Annotated in this window: 19 protein-coding genes; 6 read left to right on the top strand and 13 right to left on the bottom strand. The window is 68.6% G+C overall.

Features of this window, described 5'->3' with window-relative positions; genetic code table 11:
- Nucleotides 1-385: 385 nt before the first annotated feature.
- Both GXY15_03820 and GXY15_03815 read right to left on the bottom strand, forming a co-directional pair.
- Nucleotides 386-1393 carry an ABC transporter ATP-binding protein gene (locus GXY15_03820; GenBank protein NLV40339.1) on the bottom strand — a complete coding sequence of 336 codons (1008 nt, stop codon included), beginning with the start codon at nucleotides 1391-1393 and terminating at the stop codon, nucleotides 386-388.
- Nucleotides 1394-1427: 34 nt separating this feature from the next.
- Nucleotides 1428-2825: an aldehyde dehydrogenase family protein gene (locus GXY15_03815; protein NLV40338.1), complete on the bottom strand. Its 1398-nt coding sequence runs from the start codon at nucleotides 2823-2825 to the stop codon at nucleotides 1428-1430.
- A gap of 459 nt (nucleotides 2826-3284) precedes the next feature.
- Between GXY15_03815 and GXY15_03810 the strand changes: the two genes are divergently transcribed.
- From GXY15_03810 to GXY15_03800, 3 genes are all read left to right on the top strand, one after another.
- Nucleotides 3285-3497: a cold shock domain-containing protein gene (locus tag GXY15_03810; protein NLV40337.1), complete on the top strand. Its 213-nt coding sequence runs from the start codon at nucleotides 3285-3287 to the stop codon at nucleotides 3495-3497.
- Nucleotides 3498-3586: 89 nt separating this feature from the next.
- On the top strand, nucleotides 3587-6409 hold the full coding sequence (locus GXY15_03805) for a PQQ-binding-like beta-propeller repeat protein (GenBank protein NLV40336.1): 2823 nt from the start codon (nucleotides 3587-3589) through the stop codon (nucleotides 6407-6409).
- 36 nt (nucleotides 6410-6445) lie between these two features.
- Complete coding sequence (locus tag GXY15_03800; GenBank protein NLV40335.1) at nucleotides 6446-6589, top strand: hypothetical protein; 144 nt, start codon at nucleotides 6446-6448, stop codon at nucleotides 6587-6589.
- On the opposite strand, the gene GXY15_03795 is transcribed toward GXY15_03800, so the two are convergent.
- Both GXY15_03795 and GXY15_03790 read right to left on the bottom strand, forming a co-directional pair.
- On the bottom strand, nucleotides 6586-7551 hold the full coding sequence (locus tag GXY15_03795; GenBank protein NLV40334.1) for a hypothetical protein: 966 nt from the start codon (nucleotides 7549-7551) through the stop codon (nucleotides 6586-6588). The genes GXY15_03800 and GXY15_03795 overlap by 4 nt on opposite strands.
- On the bottom strand, nucleotides 7548-8096 hold the full coding sequence (locus tag GXY15_03790) for a hypothetical protein (protein NLV40333.1): 549 nt from the start codon (nucleotides 8094-8096) through the stop codon (nucleotides 7548-7550). Before GXY15_03790 ends, GXY15_03795 begins: the two co-directional genes overlap by 4 nt.
- A gap of 77 nt (nucleotides 8097-8173) precedes the next feature.
- Here GXY15_03790 and GXY15_03785 point away from each other — a divergent pair, with 77 nt between their 5' ends.
- A complete protein-coding gene (locus GXY15_03785) occupies nucleotides 8174-10573 on the top strand; it encodes a response regulator (protein NLV40332.1) in 2400 nt (799 codons plus the stop codon).
- 71 nt (nucleotides 10574-10644) lie between these two features.
- Here GXY15_03785 and GXY15_03780 read toward each other — a convergent pair whose 3' ends face one another.
- Complete coding sequence (locus GXY15_03780) at nucleotides 10645-11256, bottom strand: hypothetical protein (GenBank protein NLV40331.1); 612 nt, start codon at nucleotides 11254-11256, stop codon at nucleotides 10645-10647.
- A 240-nt stretch (nucleotides 11257-11496) separates the two neighbouring features.
- On the opposite strand from GXY15_03780, the gene glpQ reads away from it, so the two are divergent.
- Entirely contained in the window at nucleotides 11497-12438 is a 942-nt protein-coding gene (gene glpQ, locus GXY15_03775) for a glycerophosphodiester phosphodiesterase (GenBank protein NLV40330.1), read from the top strand.
- Here the strand turns inward: glpQ and GXY15_03770 are convergent.
- The 7 genes from GXY15_03770 to GXY15_03740 all read right to left on the bottom strand — a co-directional run bounded on the left by GXY15_03770 (nucleotide 12423) and on the right by GXY15_03740 (nucleotide 20527).
- Nucleotides 12423-12890 carry an NUDIX domain-containing protein gene (locus tag GXY15_03770; protein ID NLV40329.1) on the bottom strand — a complete coding sequence of 156 codons (468 nt, stop codon included), beginning with the start codon at nucleotides 12888-12890 and terminating at the stop codon, nucleotides 12423-12425. The two genes, glpQ and GXY15_03770, sit on opposite strands and share 16 nt — an antisense overlap.
- A 4-nt stretch (nucleotides 12891-12894) precedes the next feature.
- Complete coding sequence (gene clpA, locus GXY15_03765; GenBank protein NLV40328.1) at nucleotides 12895-15240, bottom strand: ATP-dependent Clp protease ATP-binding subunit ClpA; 2346 nt, start codon at nucleotides 15238-15240, stop codon at nucleotides 12895-12897.
- A 37-nt stretch (nucleotides 15241-15277) separates the two neighbouring features.
- On the bottom strand, nucleotides 15278-15592 hold the full coding sequence (gene clpS, locus GXY15_03760) for an ATP-dependent Clp protease adapter ClpS (protein NLV40327.1): 315 nt from the start codon (nucleotides 15590-15592) through the stop codon (nucleotides 15278-15280).
- Nucleotides 15593-15758: 166 nt separating this feature from the next.
- Nucleotides 15759-18197 (bottom strand): hypothetical protein, encoded by a 2439-nt coding sequence (locus GXY15_03755; protein NLV40326.1) that lies wholly within the window; start codon nucleotides 18195-18197, stop codon nucleotides 15759-15761.
- Between the two features lie 353 nt (nucleotides 18198-18550).
- Nucleotides 18551-19096 carry an ATP-dependent protease subunit HslV gene (gene hslV, locus GXY15_03750; GenBank protein NLV40325.1) on the bottom strand — a complete coding sequence of 182 codons (546 nt, stop codon included), beginning with the start codon at nucleotides 19094-19096 and terminating at the stop codon, nucleotides 18551-18553.
- Between the two features lie 24 nt (nucleotides 19097-19120).
- Entirely contained in the window at nucleotides 19121-19435 is a 315-nt protein-coding gene (gene rhaM, locus GXY15_03745; GenBank protein NLV40324.1) for an L-rhamnose mutarotase, read from the bottom strand.
- Between the two features lie 24 nt (nucleotides 19436-19459).
- Nucleotides 19460-20527: a 3-deoxy-7-phosphoheptulonate synthase gene (locus GXY15_03740; GenBank protein NLV40323.1), complete on the bottom strand. Its 1068-nt coding sequence runs from the start codon at nucleotides 20525-20527 to the stop codon at nucleotides 19460-19462.
- 796 nt (nucleotides 20528-21323) lie between these two features.
- Between GXY15_03740 and GXY15_03735 the strand changes: the two genes are divergently transcribed.
- A complete protein-coding gene (locus GXY15_03735; GenBank protein ID NLV40322.1) occupies nucleotides 21324-22637 on the top strand; it encodes an aminotransferase class I/II-fold pyridoxal phosphate-dependent enzyme in 1314 nt (437 codons plus the stop codon).
- 371 nt (nucleotides 22638-23008) lie between these two features.
- On the opposite strand, the gene GXY15_03730 is transcribed toward GXY15_03735, so the two are convergent.
- A partial coding sequence (locus GXY15_03730) for a hypothetical protein (protein ID NLV40321.1) occupies nucleotides 23009-23495 on the bottom strand: 487 nt, incomplete at its 5' end.

The following is a 23495-nucleotide window of genomic DNA, read 5'->3' as shown; positions in this document are numbered from 1 at the left end:
GGGCGCGGCAAGCGGCGCCCCTACGGCCCATGCCTTGGGCGTTCGCGATGGGGGCGGGGTATTCTCCCGTAGGGGCGCCGCTTGCTGCGCCCTCTTCTTCCCGGCAGGACCGTCTCACCCGGGGCAGGGCGTATCGGACTGTGGGGCGGGTGAGTTCCCCCTCTTGCGGGTTCGGTTGACCGCCCTTTTCCTTTGCGGCTTTGCGTTGAGGGGTTTTTAACGCGAAGGCGCAAAGGCGCGGGGAGGAGGGGGAGAGTCTGGAGTCTGGAGTCTGGAGGCTTGGGTGGAAGAGGGGGAGAGTCTGGAGTCTGGAGTCTGGAGGCTTGGGCGGAAGAGGGGGAGAGTCTGGAGTTTGGAGTCTGGAGGCTTGGGTGGAAGAGAGTCTTCAGGCTTCAGGAAGAGAGCTCCGGACTCCAGACTCCGGACTCCCTTCCCCTGCCCTATAGCAGGCGGCGGCGTGGTTCGGGGTGTGTTCTTTGAGTTCGGGGGGGCTTTGGTGGCATTGGGGGATGGCTTGGGGGCAGCGGGGGGCGAAGGCGCATCCTTTGGGGAGGCGGCGGGGGTCGGGGGGGCGTCCGGTGATGGGGGTGAGGCGGGCGCCGGCGGGCCGGGTGCCGGGGAGGGAGGCCATGAGGGCGCGGGTGTAGGGGTGGAGCGGGGCGGCGAAGAGGTCCTCCACGGCGGCGGACTCGACGATGTGTCCGGCGTACATGACGAGGACGCGGCGGCAGAAGGACGCGACGACGCCGAGGTCGTGGGTGATGAGGACGACGGCCATGCCGCCGCGCGCCTGGAGTTCGCGCAACTGGTCGAGGATCTGGGCCTGGATGGTGACGTCGAGGGCCGTGGTGGGCTCGTCGGCGATGAGGAGGGGGGGGCGGGTGACGAGGGCCATGGCGATCATGACGCGCTGGCGCATGCCGCCGGAGAAGGCGTGGGGGTGCAGGTCCATGCGCTGGGCGGCGTCGTTGAGGCCGACGGCCTCGAGAGCCTCCAGGGCCTGCGCGCGGGCGTCGGCGCGGCCGAGTCCGCCGTGGACGATGAGTGGCTCGGCCACCTGCGCGCCGACGGTCATGTAGGGGTTGAGGGCGGTCATGGGGTCCTGGAACACCATGCCGATGCGGCGTCCGCGGACGCGGCGCAGTTCGGCGGGCGACGCCTTCAGCAGGTCGCCGCCCTCGAAGAGGGCGGTGCCGCTTTCCACGCGGGCGGGGGGCGACGGCAGCAGGCCCAGCAGGGAGAGGAAGGTGACGGACTTGCCGCAGCCCGACTCGCCGACCACGCCGAGGGCCTCGCCCGGGTCCACATGGAACGAGATGCCGTCCACGGCGCGCGCGACGCCGTCCCGCGTGTGGAACCACGTCCGCAGGTTGTCCACCGTCAGCAGGGCCATCCGTTCCCTTTGGGGCGCGCCGGGGCCGCGCGGGTTACTTCGGCAGCTCGACGCGCAGGTGCATGCTCTTGAGCTGGGTGAGCTGGAGCAGGCCGTAGCGCGAGAGGGTCGCGCCGCGCCCCGTGTCCTTCACGCCCGTCCACGGCAGGGCCGGGTCGAGGAAGTCGCAGCGGTTCATGAAGAAGGTGCCCGTCTCGACGCGGGCGCCGACGCGGGCCGCGCGCTCCGGGTCCGAGGTCCAGATGGAGGCCGTGAGGCCGTAGGCACTGTCGTTCATGAGGCGGATGGCCTCCTCGTCGCCCGAGACCGGCAGGATGCCGATGACGGGGCCGAAGCTCTCCTCCGCCATGAGGGCGGAGTCCTGCGGCGCGTCGGCCACGACGGCCGGGGCGTAGAACCACCCCTGCTTGGGCGTGTCGAACGACGCGGGGTCCACCACGAGGCGCCCGCCGCGCGCGACGGCGTCGGCGACCTGCCCCGCGAGGAACGCGGGCTGGCCCTTGGCCGCCAGCGGCCCGATGGAGGTCGCGGCGTCCAGGGGGTCGCCAAGGCGGTAGGCGCGGGTCTTCTCGACGAAGGCCTCCACGAAGCGGTCGTAGATGGGCCGCTCGACATAGATGCGCTCCACGGCGCAGCAGGACTGGCCGGCGTTGTAGAACGCGCCGTCCATGGTGTTCTCCACCGAGAAGTCGAAGGGCGCGTCGGCGCAGACATAGGCCGGGTCCTTGCCGCCCAGCTCGAGGCCCGTGCCGATGAAGCGGCCCGAGGCGCTCTGGACCACCTCGTGGCCGCCGCGCACGGAGCCCGTGAACGAGACAAAGGCCACCTCGGGGTGGCGGATCAGGTGGTCCGTCACCGCGTGGTCCGCCACCACGTCCTGCACCAGGCCGTCGGGCGCGCCCGCGCGGCGGAAGGCCTCCACGAAGGCCTTCCCGCAGAGGGGGGTCTTGCTCGAATGCTTGATGATGACCGAGTTCCCCGCGAGGACCGCGGGCACCACGACGTTCACCGCGATGAGCAGGGGGTAGTTCCACGCCGCGATGTCCAGCACGACGCCCAGGGGCTCGTGGCGGATGTAGCGGACGAAGCACGGCTTCTCGGGCAGATACTCGTCGGCCAGCGCCTCCTCCGCGATGGCGATCATGTGCCGCGCGCGGTCCAGCGTGCCGTTCACCTCGCCGAGGGACTGGGAGAGCGGCTTGCCCGTCTGCCGCGTGAGGTCCGCCGCCGTCTGCTCCTTCAGCGCCTCAAATTCGCGGACGAATCCCTCGCACAGCGCGCGGCGTTCCGCGGGGGACGACCAACGCCACCCCTCAAAGGCGGCCCGCGCCCGTGAGGCCACCCAGTCGGCATCGTCAATGGTAATCATGGGAAGTGTCACGCTTACGGACTCGTCCCAGGGATTGATGACTTTCAGTTCCTTCGCGCTCATGGGAGAAAGGCCTTTCCTGTGTTGTCCCGCCGGATTGCGGGGGGCGGGGGCGCCCCATTGTGCCACAGGGAGGGGCGCGATGCAATCAGCGCGGGGGGCGGGGAAGCGCGATGGACGGAATGGACTCTATGGACGTTATGGACGCTATGGACGGGAAAGAGAAGGAGGCCCCCCGTCCGGGCTTGTTCTCTCTGTCCACAACGTCCATCCTGTCCATCCCGTCCATGCTGTCCACTCTGTCCACCCAGTCCCCCCCGGCAAGCGTCTTCCGGGGGACCCCGGTTCTGTTCATAAAACGAATAATAATCTTATTGACAAATCCAGGACGCTGGGGTAGACTAATCCCGCGCACCTGGGCACGTCTGTGGAGTGACGTGCGGTGTTGCCCCCGCGTGGTGCGCGGCGGGGGCGGACCGCAGAGCGGGTAGGGTGGGTGCTATGCCCGAGTCCGACGAGCGAATGGTTGGGAAGGTCAAGTGGTTCAATGACCAGAAGGGGTACGGCTTCATTGCCCAGGAAGGCGGGAAGGATGTGTTCGTCCACCATTCCGCCATCCAGATGGAAGGGTTTCGCACCCTTGCAGAGGGCGAGGAAGTCTCCTACGAACTGGTCGAGGGCAACAAGGGCCCCCAGGCGGTCAACGTGATGAAGGCGGCGGCGGTCAGCTCCTGACCCGTCCGCCCCTTACCGTCCGCCGTGCGCCGGGGCAAGCGGAAAGTTCCGTTTGCTCCGGAGGCGCGCCGCGTGCCAAGATGAGCCCAATGCACTCCTTTGGGTTTGGCGGGATCATGCGCTCCATCGGTCCGGCGATTCTTCTTCTGCTGTCCGCGTCCGCCGCGTTCTGCGCGGGGGGCGAGCCCGGACCCGGTGCCCTTGCGGCGCCGGTGCTTGCGGCGCCGGTGAACGCGACCTGGGCGGCGAACCACGCGGACCACTTCCTTTCCCTCGGGTTCCGGGGCTTTGTCTTCCAGGGGTTTCTTGACGACCTCTTCGCGCGGGCGGCGGAACCCGCGCCGCCGTCCCCCTCCCCGGTGTCCGCGTATCCGCGCGATTGGCGGCTGCGTCTGGACGAGGCCCGCCTCGCCGTGCTCCGGCTTTCCCATGAGGGACTCGACCAGAATTACCTGCATGTGACGCTGGATGTCGGGGTCCCGTGGTTCTCCGACAAGGGGCGCGCCGCCGCGCTGGCGGGGGCCTTCGCGCTGGCGGGGGAGTTCTGCCGCGAGACGGGACTGCGCGGGGTGTTTTTGGAGGCGCCCGGATCGGGCTTCCTGTTTGACCCCGACTGGGACGCGTATCCCGCGGAGGTGCGGGAGACCCTGCGCGCGGCGGCGGGCGACGTGATTCTGCGCGCCCTCCGCGCGTGCTACCGGGCCTTTCCAAAGGGGGAGATGGTGCTGCTCGCCGACGCGCCCGAGGCCTGCGGTCCCCTGTGGTTTCCGTTCTTCGACGGCGTGGCGGCGTCCATCGGCGACGCGGCGATCCCGCTGCGCGTGGTGCTGCGGGAGTCCCGGATGCTGCATGATCCGGCCTCGCTGGACCGCGAGCTGGCGCGCATGGACCGCATGGCCGCCGGAACGCTCGCGCCGCAGAATCTGGCGCGCTGGCGCGCGTCGGGCGGCTGGTGCCTGGCGCTCGACCCCGTGAACCCCTCGGGGGCCGTCCCCACGCCGCGTTATCCCCTGGAGACCTTCCGCCTGCTGCGCGCGGCGGCAAAAATCCGGTCGGTGGAGCATTTCTTCGTGCTGTCCCCGCTGGGGGGATGGTGGGGCGTGCCCGAGACAGACGCGCCCCAGTACGCGCAGTTGAAACAGGGCGGCGGCGGGGCGGTGCGTCCGGCGCCGCCCTTTCCCGAGGAGCTGGAGTCTTTCGTGATGTCGGGGCCCTTCGACGGGTGCGCCGTGGTGGGGGGGATGGAGGTTCAGGGGAAGCGGGCGGACATCCTGTCGTCCGACCGCGGCGCGTTTGTGGTCGCCTGGGAGGGGCTGCCGGAGGGGCTTCAGTTCAAACGGCGGCGGGGCATCACCACGTCGGTCACGCTGGAGGACGAGGCGGTCGTTCCTTGCGCCCCGAAAGGCGGCGAGGTGACGGTGCCCCCCGTGGCGCGGCCGGCGGTGGTGGGTCCGCTGCCGCCTCTCGACTACGCCCTGCCCGCCGCGCTGCGGTTTGAGCTGGACGCGGCGCTTCACCCGGGGCCGGTGCGCGCGGGGGTGCGCTTTGGCCTGCTCAACCCCACGGGCGCGGCCCTCGGGGGCGGGCTGCTGCTCGTGCCCCCGGAACATCTGTCGGCGGGCCGCGCGGAGACGCGCTTTTCCCTGGCGCCTTTCCAGTCCCGGATCGAGACCCGCACCCTCCAGGGGGTGGCGCGTTTCGGCGAGGACGCGTCCTTTTCCGTCACCTTCCTGGACGCGGACCGTCCGCCGGTCACGCGGTCGTTTCAGGCGCCCGTGATCCCGAGACTGGGGTGGTCCATTCCCTGCGACGGCATTCTCATGGGCGCGCCGGCGGCGGCCCTTGGCCCGCGCCGCGGCGACGCGCGCGTGTACTGCCTCAGCGAGCGCGGGGAGACGGTCTGCGCGGATTTGGACGGGCGCGTGGTGTGGAAGAACCAGCAGTACCGGTTTCCCGGGCAGAACCCGCCCGCGGCGGTGTGGTCGCTGCTGGGGCCGGTGGTGGCTTTGCCCGTCATGGACGGCCTCCAGTTTCTGGACGCGGACGGGGCGCCCGCGGAGAAGTACCCGGTGGCCTACGGCGAGGGCTGCGGGGGCATTGCCCCGTGGGCGGGGGCCTCGCTGGTGGAGGCGGGATTCATCGTCCTGCGCAAGGACGGGGAGTTGGCGCGGCTGTCCCCCCGGGGGAGGGTGGTATGGCGCGTCGCCACGGGACTGCTGGACGGACGGGTGGCCGCGGACATTGGGAACCGCCGGATCTACGCGGCGGGCGCCCCCGGCGGGGCTGACGGCCTGCCGCTGCTGTCGGTCTTCACCTCCGAGGGCGCGCCGTTGTGGTCGGCGGAGCTGTCCGCGCCGCCGGTGTCCGATCCGGCCCCCTCGTCCGATGGCGCGCGCGTGGCCGTGGGCCTGGCCGACGCGAACGTGTTCGTCTTCTCCGCCGCGTCCGGCGACCTGCTCGAGACACTGCCCACGGTGTCTGGGCGTTTCCCCAGTTTCGTGTTTTCCCTGTCCGACCCGCAGCGCCCCGGCGTGACGGTGTGGGTCACGGCGGACATCGGCGGGATCACCGGCCTGGACCCCGGCGCGCGGGGCCTTGCCTGGTCTGTGGACCTGGACGGGGTGGTGTCGGCGGCGGCGCTGCCCAACCGGCTGGGGGTGGTGGCGGGGCTTTCCGACGGCGGGGTGGTGTGCGTGGACTCCTCCGGCAGGCGGCTTTGGCGCGACGGGCGGGCCTGGGGCGCGGCGGTGGGGGTGGCGACGGTGGCCGCGCCGAACGGGAGCGGGGTGGTGCTGACCACGTCCCGCGACCGCCAGCTGCGCGCGCTGGACGCGGGTCCCCTGGCGCGCCCGCCGGCGTATCTGAGAGCGGCCCCGCGCGGCGGGATGCAATTGCCCGCCGCCCGGCGTTAGAGTGTCAGCGGTTCCAACAACAGGAGGACACGTCTCATGGCCAACTGGACCAAGGTGCGGGAGAAAGGGGCGGCAGTCGTGGCGCTGGTCGTCATCATCATCATGCTCGCCGTCGCGTCGGTGGTGTTCGGCTGGAACATCCCGGGCATCAGCCACCTCGCGCGCGCGCTGGGATTCTAGGGGACTGACGGCGCGCCGCAAAGGGCCGCCGCCGCGCCCGGCGCGTTCCACGGCCCCAGCCCGAGCAGGCGGAAAAACGTGTCTCGTGACCCCGGTACCGTGGCACGGAAGCGTTCCATCTCGCGGCGGGCGTCCTCCCCGCGTCCCCGCGCAAGGCACTCAATGATGGAGTACTCAGGGAGAGACCGCGCGCCGTCTTCTTCGGCCTCGGTGAGCGCCTGCCCTGCGGGGTCCGTCCTGCCCAGCGCGCCCAGCATGGCCGCTTCCGCCAGACAGGACGTCAGCCGGATTTCCCGCATGTCCCAGTGCTTCTCCCTGGCCGAGGCCTCACAGTCTTCCAGGCGCCTCACGGCGTCCTCCCCCCGTCCTTCGCGGAAGGCCCGGAGGGCGTCGTGGGCCATCCGCATCAGGTCCGGAGTGGGGTGCCCGCTTTCGGCGAGGAACGCCTCCAGGAATTGGCGGCTGAGTTCATGGGCATCCTCCTGCATCAGGAAATAGGCGAACATGGTCGCCTGTTCCGCCCACGTTTCCGGCAGGTCCCCGTCGTCCTGCACCAGCCGCATCAGACGAAGGGCCCGCATCCTGTCCGTGTCAATGTGGGCGCGTTCAAGCAGCGCCCCCAGATCCACCCCGGAAACGGTGCGCGCGGGATCCGGCAGGCCGTCCCAGTAGTCCGCGCAGGCTTCCGGGAAGGGGCGCGGCCCGCCCTGGGCGGGGCGCGTGATCCGGAAGACCGCCATGGATTCCCCGCCGGGCAGGGTGGTCTCCCGGGTTTCCAGCCCGAACAGTGCCAGTCCCTCCCGCAGTCCGTCCAGACGGGCCCGGCCCCATTCCAGGCAGGTGACGTAGTGGACGGCACCGTCTTCCGGAACGCGTGCCGCCGACTCCGGGGCGTCCGGGCAGAGGGCCGCCGCCGCCTTGAGTATGGCCGCGTCCACGGTGTGGGCCGCGGCAATGGTCATGCCGTTGGGGGGCATATTTGCGGTGAGCAGCCCCAGGTTTTTCTGCGCGTGGCCATGGCCGCCGACCAGCACCAGGTCGCCCGGGCGCGCCTCTCCAAGGACGCGTCTTCCCGCCTCCATCCACGGGGTGCGCGTCGTGCCGGGAAGCAGCAGGCAGAGCTGGTGCGCGTACAGGACCGCCAGGGCGGCGACGAAGACGGCACGCGGCGGCCGAAGGCGGCCGAGGCGGCCGCGCAAACGAACGGCAGGGTGGCCAGCCCGATGGCAATGGAGAGCCCCCGCATGGCCGGGGGGGAGCCGCCGATGAGGCCGCGGAAGAGGTACTGGACCACATGGTAAAGCGGCATGCCCTCGGGGTTCACGTCGCGGGCGGCGAGGATGCTGTCCACGAGACCCGGCTCAGCCAGGCCCACCAGCCCGTTGTAGTCGTCCCAGAAAAGGGACTGCCCGTCCAGGCGGAAGACCCGCAGGGCCAGGGCGAGCGCGAAGAGGCCCGCCCACAGCAGGACCGACCGGGTCCGCGCGTGTTTCACAGGTTCCGCCATGCGTTCTCCTCCTCCGCTCCATCGCCGCATTATATCCGATGCGCCCCCCGGGGCGGGGCGGGTATAATGGCCGCCCGATGGCTCCTCCGAAGAAAGACAAGCTGCGCCCGGTCCTGCTGCTGGTCATCAACGACACGGCGGCGGCCGAACGTCTGACCCGGATGCTGCGCCGGGGGTTTCCCGGCTGCATCGTGCGCGGGGCGGACACGCCGGAGGCCGCGGCCGTTGCGGCGCGGGGGGGCGACACGGACTGCGCGATCATCGGGGCGGACCCGCCGGGCCTGTCGGGCATCGAGCTGTGCCGCCGGCTGAAGGCGGACCCGGACACGGACGCGTTTCCCATTCTGCTGGTGACGGACCGGGACACGGACGCGCGGACGCGCGTGCTGGGGCTGGAGGCGGGGGCCGACGACTTCCTGCCGCGCGAGGCGGAGCCGATGGAGCTGCTGGCGAAGGTGCGCGTGATGCTGCGCATCAAGCGGGCCGAGGCCGGGCTGCGCGAGGTGAACCGCCGGCTGGCCGACGTGGCCGAGGACCGGTCGCGCGCCCTCTACGAGACCGACCTGCGCTACCGGCTGCTGTTCGACGCGTGCGACAACGCGGTGCTCCTCTTCGAGGTGACGGGAAACAACGAGGGGGGGCGGGTGCTGGAGATTAACGAGACGGCCTGCCGCTGGCTCGGCTACTCCCGCGAGGAGGCCGCGCGCCTGATCCTGCGCAACCTGTCCGTGCCCGACCGCATGCAGAACCTGCAGGGGCGCATCGAGAGCATCGTGCTTCACCGGCAGCTGTCCTTTGAGACGGTGCTCACGCGCCGCGACGGAAGCCGCCTGCCAATGTTTGTGACCGCCGGGATCGTGGACACGGAGGAGGGCAGCGCCGTGCTCGCCGTGGGAAGGACGGGCGGCGCGGCGCCGGCGGAGCAGGGCTACGGTTTTCTGGCGGACCAGACGGGCCAGCTCATCTACGACTGCAACGTGCGCACCGGGGACATCACCTGGGGCGGCGCGTTCACGCAGGTGACGGGGTACACGGCGGCGGAGCTTGCCGGGTTCGGCTGGCGCCGCTGGCGGCAGCGCATCCATCCGGACGACCGGCCGCTGGTGCTGTCGCGTTTCCGCGAGGCGCTCCGGGGGGTGGGCAAGTACCAGATGGAATACCGCATCCTGCACAAGTCGGGCGAGACGCGGCATATCGAGGACGCCGGGGTGGCCCTTCCGGGGGAGGACGGGCGGGCGCTGCGCATGCTGGGCACGATGAAGGACATCACGGCGCGCGTCCAGACGCAGGAGGAGCGGCGCCGGCTGGAAAACCAGTTCCGCCACTCGCAGCGCCTGGAAAGCCTGGGTGTGCTTGCCGGGGGGATCGCCCACGACTTTAACAACATTCTGGCGGGCATCATCGGGCTGACGGACCTCGCGCTGCGCGACATCGCCCCGGACTCCCGCACCCATGAGGACCTGCACGAGGCCCTGCAGGCGGCCCACCGGGCCAAGGACCTCGTGCGGCAGATTCTGGCCTTCAGCCGCCGGGGCGGCGAGGAGCGGGACGCCCTCTACCTGCATATTGTCGCGCGCGAGGCGCTCAAGCTGCTGCGGGCCTCCCTGCCCCCGACCATTGACATCATGGACACCGTGGACACGCACTCCGGGGCCGTCATGGCCAACGCCGCCCAGATGCACCAGGTCATCATGAACCTCTGCACCAACGCCGCCCAGGCCATGCGCGAATCGGGCGGGCGGCTGGAGCTGCGCGTGGAGGACGTGGAGGTGGACGCGGGCACAGCGGCGGCCCACCCGCGCCTGCATGTGGGGCCGTATGTCCTGCTCACCGTCAACGACACGGGGCACGGCATGTCCGACGCCGTTCTCGAGCGCGTGTTCGACCCCTTCTTCACCACCAAGCGGCCGGGCGAGGGCACCGGCATGGGGCTGGCGGTGGCCCACGGCATCGTGACGGGCCACGGCGGCGCGATCCGCGCGGAGAGCCGCATCGGCGCGGGGTCGTCCTTCCAGGTGTGGCTGCCGCGCGTGGGGGGCGTGCTGGTGGAGGAGCAGGCGCCGCCGGCGGTCTCCCGCGGCGGCAGCGAGCGCATCCTCTTCGTGGACGACGACGAGGCGGTGCTGCGCTTCGCGGACCTGGCCCTGCCCCGGCTGGGATTCTCCGTCACCCTGTGCAGGGACGCGGGGGAGGCCCTGCGGGCCTTTGAGCGCGGTCCCGGCCATTTTGACCTGGTCATCACCGACCAGGTCATGCCCGGCATGTCCGGCTCGGACCTCGCCGTCCGGATCACCAGCCGGCGGCCCGACCTTCCCGTTCTTCTTTTCACCGGCTACAGCGACATGATAGACAAGGACGACCTGAAAGCCGCCGGCATCTCGAGCGTCATGATCAAGCCGGTCACGGTCAACGACCTGGTCGGCGAAATCCGCCGCATCATGGACGGGCGGCCCGCGGGACATGACCCCCTCTTCTGAGCCCCGTCCCCGGCGAAAAAAACCGCCCCCGGATTCCGGGGGCGGGAGGGATTGTCAGTCCTGGGGAAACGTCACTTGGCCAGTTTGAGCAGGTTGCCTTTGCCCTGGGGGCGCAGCTTGCTGCGGTAGCTGGTCTCCAGCGGCGCGTAGCGTCGCTGGGCCTTCTGGACGGGGGACTCCTCGATGTGGAAGGCCGGCGTCTCCGCTTTCGGGTCTGTGGTCGGCAGCACTGTGCTGGGGGCGGGCTTGGGCGCGGGCGCCTCCTCGCATGCCTTCTCCTCCGCGCAGCAGGGCTGCCCCTCCGCGCAGCAGGCCTTCGCCGTCTCCTTTTCGATGACCATCATGGCCGCCTGCTCATAGGTCATGGAGGATTTGCCCTTGCGGGGCACGGGGGCATAGGTGAGCCCGCTGGCCACATGGCTGACGAAGGAGCCCCCCCCCACAACGGTGCCCTTCGCGCCCTCGCAGGTCATGGCCGCCGGATCCTGGTAGACACCCTTCTTCAGTCCAGCATGCACGTTGGTGAAGAAGGAGGTGAATCCCAGCCAGGCCCATTTCACCGGACGCAGCGCGGGCTCCTCCGGATTGCCGAACTGCCCCTCGTAGGCGGGCGGCACCGCCGATGCGGTGAAAGAAAGGGCCAGCAACACCCCCAAAGAGAGCACCGAAAGTCGCATGTTCATCGTCTGTCCCTCATCAACCCCGGCAAGCGGGGGGACCCCGGCATGCTCCCAACGGCTGCGGCAGACGCACCGCCACCCTCGGAAACACACCATTCCTATCTTGTCAACAATATATTCTACCGAAAAGCAGGGGCGTTGTCCAGTCTTTTCTTGGGGAATGGCGGCGGGAAAGCGGCGGCATGGAAGGTGTTGGCGGGGGGCGGGGGGCTCTGTCATAATGCGGGAAACGGAAGGAACACGATGATGCGCATGAGAACTTGTCCTGTGGCGGTGTGGTGTGCGGCGGCTGTCTGCTGGTATGCGGCGGCGGACCCGGTGATCATTGCCCACCGGGGGGCCAGTGGCCTGCTGCCGGAGCACACGCTGGAGGCGTATGCGGCGGCGCATGTGCTGGGGGCCGACTATATCGAGCAGGACCTGGTGCGCACGAAGGACGGGGCGTTTGTCTGCCTGCATGACATCCATCTGGACGACACGACGAACGCTGCCGAGGTGTTCCCGGACCGCAAGCGGGAGGACGGCCGGTGGTACGCCGCGGATTTCACGCTGGCGGAAATCCGGACCCTGCGCGCCGTGGAGCGGCTGCCGAACCGGTTTCCCAAGGGGGCGGCGGACTTCCGCATTCCGACGTTTGAGGAGGCCATTGAGCTGGTGCAGGGGCTGAACAAGACCACGGGCCGCGAGGCGGGCATCTACCCCGAACTGAAGAACCCGGCGTTCCACCGGGGCGCGGGGCTGCCCATGGAGGAGGCTTTCCTGGAAATCTGCAAGAGGTACGGCTATGAGGGGAAAGACGCGCGGATTTTCGTGCAGTGTTTCGACCCCGGCCCGCTCAAGCGGATGCGCCAGGAGCTCGGTTCCGAACTGCCCCAGATCCACCTCATATCGGACAGCAAAATCCAGGACGCCTTGGTGACGGCGGAGAACCTCGCCAAGATCGCGCAGTACGCCGAGGGGATCGGGCCGGACAAGGGCCGCGTGCTCGCGGACCCGGAACTGGTGAAGCGCGCGCACGACGCGAAGCTGCTGGTCCACCCCTACACCCTGCGCCGCGACGAGGTGGACAAGCGGTTTTCCACCTTCGAGGAGGAGCTTCGGGCCTTTCTGGTGGAGGGCGGGGTGGACGGCCTGTTCACGGATTATCCCGGGGACGCGGTGCGCTTCCTTCAGTCGGCGCGCTGAGTTTCCTGTTCCGCCATTCTCAGGAGGGCGCGGCGGGCGAATTCCTGCTCGCTGGGATAGGTTAGCCGTGCCGCGGCCTCCCGCGGATCGAGCCAGGCGGGCGAAAACAGGGCCTCCTCCTCGCCGACGGGCTGGGGTGCGCCGCGCCGGGGGTCGGTGAGGCGCATGAGGAAATAGCGCTCGGTCCGGTGGTGCCGTTTGCCTCGGAAGGTGTACTCGCTTTCGGCCTCGCCGAGGTCGGCGGTGATCTCCAGCCCCTGATAGCCCGACTCCTCGCGCACCTCGCGGACAGCGGCCTGCTCCGGTGTCTCGCCGGGGTCCAGGTGCCCCTTGGGCAGCCGGATTTCATGCACGACGGCTCCATCGCGCGGCACATGGCGCTCGAGCGCGAGCAGGCGTCCCCCGCCGTCGAAGACCACCCCGCCCGCGGTGTGATGGCGTCTCATTTTCACGGGGTCAGGCCTCCACGGTGGACTTTTTCCGGCGCCCCTCCGGGGGCGGCGGCGTGATGGTGAAGGCGGGTTTGCCGTCCTGGATCCGGACCTCGACCTGGCCGCCGTCGGTCAGCCGGCCGAACAGGATTTCCTCGGCGAGGAGGGGCTCGATTTCCTGTTCGATTTTCCGCGCGAGGGGCCGCGCGCCGAACTTGGGATCATAGCCGGCCTCGGCGAGCCAGGTCCGCGCCTCGTCCGACAGCGAGAGGGTGACGCGGCGTTCCACAAGCTGCCGGTTGAGCTGGCGGATGAACTTGTCCACAATCCGTCCGACCACCTCCATGGTGAGGGAGTGGAAAATGATGACGCCGTCCAGGCGGTTGCGGAACTCCGGGGAGAAGGCCTTCTCGATGGCCTTTCGGCTCTTGGGGGCGGCGTCCTCCCCGTCGGACTGGAAGCCGATGGAGGGGGCGGCCATTTCACGCGCCCCCGCGTTGGAGGTCATGATGAGGACCACGTTGCGGAAGTCGGCCTTGCGGCCCGCGTTGTCCGTGAGGGTGGCGCTGTCCATGACCTGGAGGAGGATGTTGAAGAGGTCCGGGTGGGCCTTCTCAATCTCGTCGAGCAGCAGGACGGTGTAGGGGTTCCTGCGGATTTCGTCCACCAGCAGGCCGCCCTGCTCGAAGCCGACATAGCCCGGGGGCGCGCCGATGAGGCGCGACACGGCGTGCTTCTCCATGTACTCGCTCATGTCGTAGCAGGCGAAGTGGTTGCCGAGGGTTTCCGCGAGGCGCCGGGCGACCTCGGTCTTGCCGACGCCGGTGGGGCCGGCGAAGAGGAAGGAACCGATGGGCTTGTTGGGCCGGCCCAGCCCCGCGCGGGCGCGCTTGATGGCGCGCACGACCTCCGCGACGGCCTCGTCCTGTCCGTAGACGGCAGTGAGCAGGTCTTTCTCGAGGACGCCCAGGCGGTCCTTTTCCGACCCGCTCAGGTTGCGGGCGGGAATCTGGGCGATCTCGGAGACCACCTGCTCGATGTCGCGGGGCCGGATGGTTTTCCTGCGGGCGGGGCCGTCGGTGCGGGCGCCCGCGCCGGCCTCGTCGAGGAGGTCAATGGCCTTGTCGGGGAGGAAGCGGTCGTTAATGTGGCGTGCGGCCAGCTCGGCGGCGGCGCGCAGGGCGTCATTGGTGTAGCGCACGCCGTGGTGCGCCTCGTAGCGGCCGCGCAGGCCCCGGAGGATGCGCAGGGTGTCGTCCACATCCGGCTCGTCCACTTCAATCTTCTGGAAGCGGCGGGCCAGGGCGTGGTCCTTCTCAAAGTGGTTCTTGAAATCCCCGTGGGTCGTCGCGCCGATGCAGCGCAGCTCGCCGGAGGCGAGGGCGGGCTTGAGAATGGCGGAGGCGTCCATGGTGGACTCGGAGGTGGATCCGGCGCCGACGATGCTGTGAATCTCGTCTATGAAGAGGATCACGTTGCCGCGCTGCGCGGCCTCGCGCACGACGCCCTTCACGCGCTGCTCGAAGTCGCCGCGGAACTTGGTTCCCGCCAGCATGCCCGCGACGTCCAGCGAGAGGATTTCGGCCTGTTTCAGGTCGTCGGGCACATGCACCCGGCCCGCGCCGGTGGCGGCCTCGTGGAGGCGCAGGGCGAGGCCCTCGGCCAGGGCGGTCTTTCCGGTGCCGGGCTCGCCCACGAAGACGGGGTTGTTCTTGCGCCTGCGGCACAGGATGCGCAGGGCGCGCCGGATTTCCCGGTCGCGGCCGATCAGGGGGTCGAGGGCGCCCTCGGCGGCCCGCTTGGTGAGGGAGACCGTGAAGGATTCCAGGGCGCTGGGGGCGGGCCGCTCCTTCTCTCCGCGGACCCCCGCCTCCTCCTCGTCCCCATCGTCCTCCTCGTACCATTCCCCGTCGTCGGATTCTCCGCCGGCGTCTTTTCCGGCCTTGGAGACGCCGTGGGAGACATAATCGAGCACGTCGAGGCGGGTTATCCCCTGTCTTCTCAGGAAGACCGCCGCGTGCAGCTCGTCCTCGTCCAGGATGGCGGCCAGGATGTCCCCGGCGTCCACGGACTCCTTGCCGGAGAACTGCACCTGGAGGAAGGCGCGCTGCAGCAGGCGTTCCAGGGAGGCGGTCTGCTGGAGGGTGACCGGTTTGCCCTCGGGCACCCGCTCGATGTGGCGCTCCAGGAACTGCTCCAGGGCGCGGCGCAGGGCCTTTGTGTCGCCGCCGCAGGCGGTGATAATCTCCGCCCCGTAGGGGTCGCGGGTGAGGGCGTGGAGCACATGCTCCACGCTCAGGTATTCATGGCGCCGCGACCGGGCCTCGTGCAGCGCCCGTCCCAGCACCTTTTCCAGCTCTCTGCTCAGCATTTTCCGGTCTCTTTCCCGGCTTGCGCCGTTTCTCCGCCTACTCCCTCTCCATGGCGCAGCGCAGCGGGAACCCCGCGGCGCGCGCGCGTGCGGCCACCGTGCCGCATTTCGTCTCCGCCACCTGCCTTATGTAAACACCGGCGAGGCCCCGGCCATGCCGGTGCACCGCGAGCATGATGCGCATGGCCTCGCCCCGGGGCTTGTGGAAGACCTCCTCCAGGATGCCGACCACGAAATCCATGGTGGTGTAATCGTCGTTCAGCAGCAGGACGCGGTAGGAGGGCGGCTCCTCCACGTCTTCGGTGGGGCGTTTCTTGAGCCCCGTCTTGTTTCCATGTTCCGTCTTTTCCATTAACACCGCGCCCCCGGCCTTGCTTCCTGCGGCGGCGCGGAGGGCCGTCCGCCGCCGTCCCATGGTACCACAGCGCCCGCGGGACCGCTTCCCCCCGGCGTCCGGAATGCAGGCCGGGCCGCCGGTCCGAAGACCGGCGGCCCGGGGAAGAGTCCTGTGACGGCGGTTACTTCCTGCGGCGCAGGGCGGCCAGGCCGCCGAGGGCGGTGGCCAGGGCCAGCGCGCCCAGCCCGAAGCCGGAGGCGGCGGGCAGGGCCTCGACGCCCTTCACCTGGATGGGGCCGTAGGTGGCGGGCGCCCGCAGTTTGGGGTCTGGAGTGCCGGGCACGAGGTAGGCGCAGGTGTAGTTTCCGGTCAGTTCCGGCGTCATGGCGAGGATGTTCAGGCAGCGGGTCGCGCTGCCGTTGATGTTGCCGTCATCGGCCAGCGGCACGCCGTTTCGGAACCACTGGAAGGTGCTGTCCCACGCGGGGCTCTGCGCGCCGGCGCCCAGCATGGCGATGCGCGCGGGGTCGTCGCGCTCGTAGGTGCCCGCGCCGGTCTTCGGCTGGATGGCGGCGTTGCAGGCGGCGGCGGCGTAGGCGCCGGCGCCTTCGCAGGCGAAGTAGGCGTACTCCTGCTCGTTGGTCCAGCCGTCCTTGTCCGCGTCAGCCGTTTTCGCGAGGATGGCCGGGAACATGACGAAATGGGACTGGTCAAGTATGCCGATTTCCACCGGGAAGCCCTGATCCTTCAACTCGGCGAGCAGGGGAATCAGAACGATGGGCAGCGTGAGGGAGTTGGGGTCGCCCAGGGTCATGTAGCCCGCCAGAATGGTGTCCAGGCCGGGCAGAATCAGGTCGGCGAGGCCGCCGTCGCCGCCGAGGACGGCCTGCATTTCGGCGATGTTGTTCTGCCAGGCGGCGGCGACATCCGCGGCGACAATGCCGCCCTGGGCGCCGTAGTTGACGCCCGGGTTGGCCATGCAGTACTCAATAAGGGTGAACTCAAAGATGTCCAGCATGTTGTTGCCGGGGATGACAATCGGATCGTCAATGCTTCCCTCAAGGAAGAAGTTTCCGTTGGCGTCGAAACGCGTCGGGTTGAAGGAGAAGCCCTGGAGCAGGTCCTCGTAGGCGCGGGAGTTCAGGTACAGGTAGTTGAGGGCCAAGGCGAAGTTGTCGTCGCCCGGGCGCACGATGTCGGCGTACTCGTAGGTGCCGTTGAACTCGAAGAGTCCGTTGCCCGTGCCGGGGCCGCCGAGCTGGATTCCGTTGTCCTCGCGGACGATGCTGCCGTCGTCCACCACGCGGATGAGCACCTCGCCGGAGGCGCCGTCGGCGTCCGCCGTGACCACGTAGGAGTCGCCGGTTCCGGCGACGCCGACGATGGACATGGCCTTGTTCGGCCCGAGGAAGACCTCGAAGTCGGAGGCGTCCACGCCCGTGACGGGGTGGGAGAAGGTGACGCCGAAGGTCAGCAGCGGGGACTTGCCCTCGTTGGGAAGGATGGCGAGAACCTTCGGGTAGTTGAGCCATTCGGCGACGCAGTCGTCGAGGAAGCGCCGGGCGATGATCTCGTAGCCCTCGGCGGTCAGGTGGATGTCGTAGTCAATGTAGGACGCCAGGGGCGAAAGGCAGTCCGGGTCGCCGCCGACGAACCAGGTGTCGCCGCTGCCGGGCATGGGGGCGACGCCCGGGGCGATGACCGGGTCGGCGACGCCATGCCAGGGCTCCATGGCGCGCTCGTTGCCCTTGTAGTAGCCGTAGGTGTGCTGCATCACGCCGAGGTTCTGCACGAAGCGCACGCGCCCCGCGTATCCCGCGCTTTCGAGCTCCTGGGCGATCTCGAACTTGGTCCGCTCCATGGAGAAGAGGCCCTCGCTCTGGGCGCGCACGCCGTGGGCGTTCTGGGCCATGCGGCTCTTGGGCCAGCGGCAGACGTAGTCGTAGCCCACGATGACGACGCGGAGGTCCGGGCGCACGTCAAGGATGTGCTGCACCAGCAGCTTGATCTCGCCCTTGACCTTGTTCATCAGCAGGTCCACGCCGTAGTTGGGCGCGGAGCCCCAGCACCCGTCCGCCGGGGGATTGGCGCAGGCCTTGAAGGCGTGGTCCTCGTCGTAGTTGGCGCCGGTCTGGTACCAGGTCCGCCAGGCTTCCCAGTCGTCGTTGAAGTTGCGGTCAACGACGCTGTGCGTCTCATAGTACCAGTCGTAGAAGTCCACCTCGCGGCCCATGTTCCACGTCAGGACGTTCTTGGTGCCGCCGGAGAAGTCGTTGCCGCCAAGGGTCACCACGACCACGTCCACGTTCGGGTTGAGCGCCAGCTCCTCGTCCACCACCGCCAGCCGCGCCGGCGTCAGCCATTCAAAGGCCTTGGAGCCCATGACCGCGGTGCGGGCGCCCACCTCGACCCAGCGGCCGAGCCCTTCATATTCCGGAAGCACGTCGCGCAGGGTGCGGAAGGCCCACAAAAAGCCCGTCCAGCTGTCCCCGATGTACATCACGCGGGGCACACGCTCCTCGGCGCGCGCCGAGGGGGCGGCCAAGGCGAGCGCGACCATCGCCAGTGCCAAGCACAGGGCCACACGTCTCACTCCGGTTTGTTTGAGTCCCAAAGTCATCGTTCCTCTCCTTTTCTAGATATAGTGCAGTTTCCGGCCCAGTGCCATGGGGGCCTGAGTCCGGCGTTTCCGAACGTTAGCCGGGGCATATCTCACCTTCGGCGGGAGTTAACGCACCCCATCTTGAGTATACACAACGTTTTCCTGAAAAACAAGGAAGTAAAGCAATAAAAAGTGGGGAAACCGCGAAGCGGAGCGCCGCGGCGCGGGCTTTTTGGGTGAGGTGAAACCCGGAGAGGGGGCGGGGAGTCAAATGGGGCGAAACCCTTGCGCATGTCTCTCGTGAGCACATGCAACCCCTCCGGACCGTCCGCCGGGGGGGTACTTAATTTTAACCGGGGGTGCCGACGGGCCTAAAGCGTTTCCACCGTTATGTTTGTGTTGGTGTAGATGCAGATGCCGGCGGCGATCCGGAGGGCCTCGGCGACCACTTCGGGGGCGGAGAGGGGGGTGTTGGCGGTGAGGGCGCGGGCGGCGGCGAGGGCGTAGGGGCCGCCGGAGCCGATGGCCAGGATGCCGTCCTCGGGTTCGATGATCTCGCCGGTGCCGCTGATGAGAAGGGAGGTGCTGCGGTCGCAGACGGCGAGCAGGGCGTTGAGCTGGCGGAGGTACTTGTCCGTGCGCCACTCGCGGCCCAGTTCCACGGCGGCGCGGGTGAGGAGGTTGTTGTGCTCCTTGAGCCGGGCCTCGAAGCGGTCGAAGAGGGTGAAGGCGTCGGCGACCGCCCCGGCGAAGCCGGCCAGCACGGCGCCGTCGGCGAGCCGCCGGATTTTGACTGCGTTGCCCTTCATGACCGTGTCGCCGAGGGTGACCTGGCCGTCGCCGCCGAGGGCGACCACGCCGTCCCTGCGCACGCAGAGGACGGTGGTCGCGTGGAATTGCCTTGGTTCCTGTGTCATTTTCTGTTTCCAGCCCCCCGCGGCCTACTCGAGGTAGAAGACCTCCTCCAGCGGCCGGTTCCAGGGGGAGTTGTCGGGGTTGGTTTCCATGATGTCCGCCATGTACGCCCACCACTTTTTCACCGTTTCGGTGTTGGGCAGGTCGGCGAGGGTGTTTTCATCCTCCAGCCGGTGGACGGCGAAGAGGGTGAGGGTTTCCCGGTCGAGGAAGATGGAGTAGTCGGACACGCCCGCCCGGCGGAGCATGTCGGCCATCTCGGGCCAGAGCGCGTCGTGGCGGCGTTTGTATTCGGCTTCAAATCCGGGCTTGAGCTTCATGACGAGGGCGATCTTGCGCATGGCGGGGCTCCTTTCGGCGGCGGGTTATTTCCGGGGACAGTCCCCGCAGGCGGCCAGTTTGGCGTGGGCCTCGCGGAGGATGCCCTCCGTGGCGTCCCAGTCCAGGCAGGGGTCGGTGATGCTGACGCCGTAGGCGAGCTGCGAGGCGTCCCCGGCGAGTTTCTGGCTGCCGCCGCCGAGGTTGCTCTCCAGCATCACGCCCATGAGGGAGGTGCCGCCCTCCAGGCGCTGCTGGACGACGTCCCGCAGGACATGGGCCTGCAGGTGCGGGCGCTTGCCGCAGTTGGCGTGGCTGCAGTCCACGAGAATCCGGGGCGGCAGCCCGGCCGTCTTCATCTGCTCCTCGGCGGTGATGACGCTTACGGGGTCGTAGTTCGGCCCCGAGCGCCCGCCCCGCAGGATGATATGGCAGCAGGGGTTGCCCCGCGTGGCGACGACGCAGGTGCCGCCGTGTTCGTCCACGCCGAGGAAATGGTGGGCGCAGGAGGCGGAGAGCACGCCGTCAATGGCGACCTGGAGATTGCCGCTGGTGCCGTTCTTGAAGCCGACGGGCATGGAGAGGCCGCTGGCGAGCTCGCGGTGGGTCTGCGACTCGCTGGTGCGCGCGCCGATGGACACCCACGCCAGCAGGTCGGCGATGTACTGCGGGATGATGGGGTCAAGCAGCTCGCTGGCCGCGGGCACGCCCATCTCATTGATCCGCAGCAGGATCTCGCGCGCCTTGCGCAGCCCCTTTACCACGTTGTAGCTGCCGTCCAGGTCGGGGTCGTTGATCAGGCCCTTCCAGCCCACCGTCGTGCGCGGCTTCTCGAAATACACCCGCATCACCAGCAGCAGCCGGTCGCCCAGCTCCGCCCGCAGCCGCGCCAGCCGGGCGGCGTAGTCCAGCGCCGCGTCCCGGTGGTGCACCGAGCACGGCCCCACGATCACGAGCAGGCGCCGGTCGCGCCCGTCCAGAATGTCCATGATCTCCTGCCGCGCCTCGGCGACGGAGTCGCGCACGGCCTCCCCGGCGGGGATCTCGGCCTTTAGCGAGGAGGGCGCGATCAGGGGAACGAAGGACAGGACGTTGAGGTTGTCAACAGTGCGCATGGGATTTCCGCTTTCCGGACCCTCGGGCCGCGCGGTCCAAAGCGCGCCGCGCATCCGGCAGGTTTTCCCCTATGGTACCGCATCGGCCTCTGTCCGCGCCAAACAGGCGGGCCTGTTCCCCCGCGGGCGCGCCGGACTGCGGGCCTTCCGACAAGAGGCCGCCGCGTCGGCCGCAGAACGGCCTCCCCGCGATGACTGGGGAAATCACCGTCACAGCGGACCCTTGACCGCCGTGGGTGGGGATTATGTACATGGATCCATGGATACGGGAGTCCTTTTCTCTTCACCCCGGAGGGGTGAGGGCCATTAGCCGGTGGTTGAGCGAAGCGACACCACCGGGAACGGGTATGCTTCCTTCCTTTTTCGCACCCCGGCAGGGGTGCGGGACTCCGGGGCAAATGGAAACCGACGTGTCCTGAACCCCTGCCGGGGTTCTTGAGAAAAATGGGAGGGGCCTGTCATCCGGTGGTGTCGCTTCGCTCAACCACCGGCTAATGTCCTGCATCCCTCCGGGATGCCCAAGACGTTGATTTCCGGCCATTTCCATGTTTGGGATGCAGGGGCAAAGAGCAACCGGCAGCCTGTGGCGCGGAAAAAGACGTCTACTTCATTAGCAGGGAGCGGCAGCGACCGGCGCGATCTCGTTCCCGGAATCCCTGGACACGTTGGCCGCGCCGTTGCGGACGTTCCCCGGAAACCCCTATGATAGACGTTCGGGTTCCCCGCAGAAGGAACCCCCAGGAGTCACGGCGGCATGGGAGTCGGCGTCCGCCACAACCAACGGAGATGTGGAGTCATGGCAAAACTCGCGGTTTTGGGCGGCAAGGCCCTGGTCGGCAAGTCGAAGAAGTGGGCGAAGTGGCCCATCAGCGACGCGGAGGACGTGAAACTTGTGTCCAAGATCACCGCGTCCAACCGCTGGTCCTTCGACGGGCCCGTGGAGTGGGAGTTCGCCGAGAAGTTCACGGCCTACCAGACGGCGAAATACGGTCTCTGCTGCGCCAACGGCACCGTGGGCATCCAGCTCGCCCTGGAGGCGCTCGGCGTCGGCGCGTATGACGAGGTGATCGTGCCCGGCATGACCTGGCAGGCCACCGCGGCGGCGTGCGTGGACGTGAACGCCATCCCCGTCCTCGTGGACGTCGAGCCGGACACGTGGAACCTGGACCTGGACAAGGTCGAGGCCGCCATCACCCCCAAGACCCGCGCCGTCATCGTGGTGCACCTCTACGGCTGCATGACGGACCTGGACCGCCTCCAGAGGATCTGCAAGAAGCACAAGCTCTTCCTCATCGAGGACTGCGCCCACCAGCACGGCAGCTTCTGGAAGGGGAAGGGCGTCGGCTCCTTCGGCGACGTCAGCTCCTGGAGCTTCCAGGAGTCCAAGGTCCTCTCCAGCGGCGAGGGCGGCTTCAACATGTGCAAGACCAAGGACCTCTTTTACAAGCTCTACAGCCTGCGCAACTGCGGCCGGCCCTACCCCGCCGACCCGCCCGTGTTCGGCCTCAAGAAGGCCGTCGGCATGGACACCGCCCTCCAGTCCGGCAACTACCGCATCACGGAGTGGCAGGCCGCCCTGCTCCTCGGCGGGCTGCGCCGCCTCGACGCCCAGGTCAGGCTGCGCGACGCGAACGCCATTTATCTCAACAGCCTGCTGGCGCAGATCCCCGGCGTCATGCCCATGCGCCGCCGCCCCCAGGTCACCCAGCAAAGCTACTTCAACTTCGCCTTCCGCCTCGACACCGAGGCCCTCGGCATTGACAACACGCGCTTCTGCGTCGCCCTCAACGCCGAGCTGAACATGCCCGACGAGTTCGAGCCGCCCTACGACCCGCTCAACAACTGTGGCCTCTTCAAGCCGACCACCAAGGTCCGCCACATGCTCAACGACAAATACTTCAAGGCCATCACGCCCTCCCGGTTCAGCCTCCCCGTCTGCACCGGGGCCACCGCCGCCAGCGGCGTCACGGCGCACCACCAGATCCTGATGAACACCAAGCAGGACATGGAGCTCTACGCCGAGGCCGTCAAGAAGGTTTTGGCCAACGCCGCCGAACTCGCCAAGTTCAAGCCCGGCGAGCTCAAGAAATACCAGGGCCTCGCCCGCTAGGCGAAAGCCCCCGCACAGCCATCCCCCGGCCCGCGCCCCAAACCCCGGAGCGCGGGCCGGAAACCGTAGACGCGGCATCTTGCCGCGTTCTTGGAGTCAACGGAAAGCCCCGGGAACGCGCCAGGATGGCGCGTCTACGTTTGGCCCCGAACCCGGAGCGCGGGCCGGAAACCGTAGACGCGGCATCTTGCCGCGTTCTTGGAGTCAACGGAAAGCCCCGGGAACGCGCCAGGATGGCGCGTCTACGTTTGCGCCCCGAACCCGGAGCGCGGGTCGGAAACCGTAGACGCGGCATCTTGCCGCGTTCTTGGAGTCAACGGAAAGCCCCGGGAACGCGCCAGGATGGCGCGTCTATGTTGGATCCGTCCGAATCATCTCCCGGAGCCTCTCGGGTTGTTCCTTATGTAGGCGTTTATGCGTTCCAGCTGCCTGGGACTTCGGACAATGTGATCAAACGACTCGTGCTGCCAGAGTCTGCCGCTGCGTCCGGTCATCTGGTTTATCCTCTTGGCTGAGTAGGATTTCCATGAGTGCAGGATGCCCGAGAGCTCCACTCCGCGCATGGGCGACACGATGGCATGCACATGGTTGGGCATGACCACATGCTCACCGAGCACATACCGGCCTCCGTCAAAGTGGCGCAGCACGGTTTCCATGAATTCGGACACTGCCGGAACCCCCAGAGTGCAGGCGCCATGTCCGGCGTCCAGCCAGCGGTGAAACCGCTCCGGAAACAGCGTCCAGAACTCACTGGTCTGCTCGGGGGTGTGCGGTGGCGGATGGTGTTCGATCCAGAGATTCCGCTCCAGTTCCCATTGGCGCAGTCGTTCCAGGGGGATGGAGTCGGCGAGGCGTAAG

Source organism: Candidatus Hydrogenedentota bacterium (genome assembly GCA_012730045.1).
Lineage (GTDB): Bacteria > Hydrogenedentota > Hydrogenedentia > Hydrogenedentales > CAITNO01 > JAAYBR01.
Note: the sequence above shows the minus strand (reverse complement) of the source record. Positions and strands in the feature narration are given on the sequence as shown.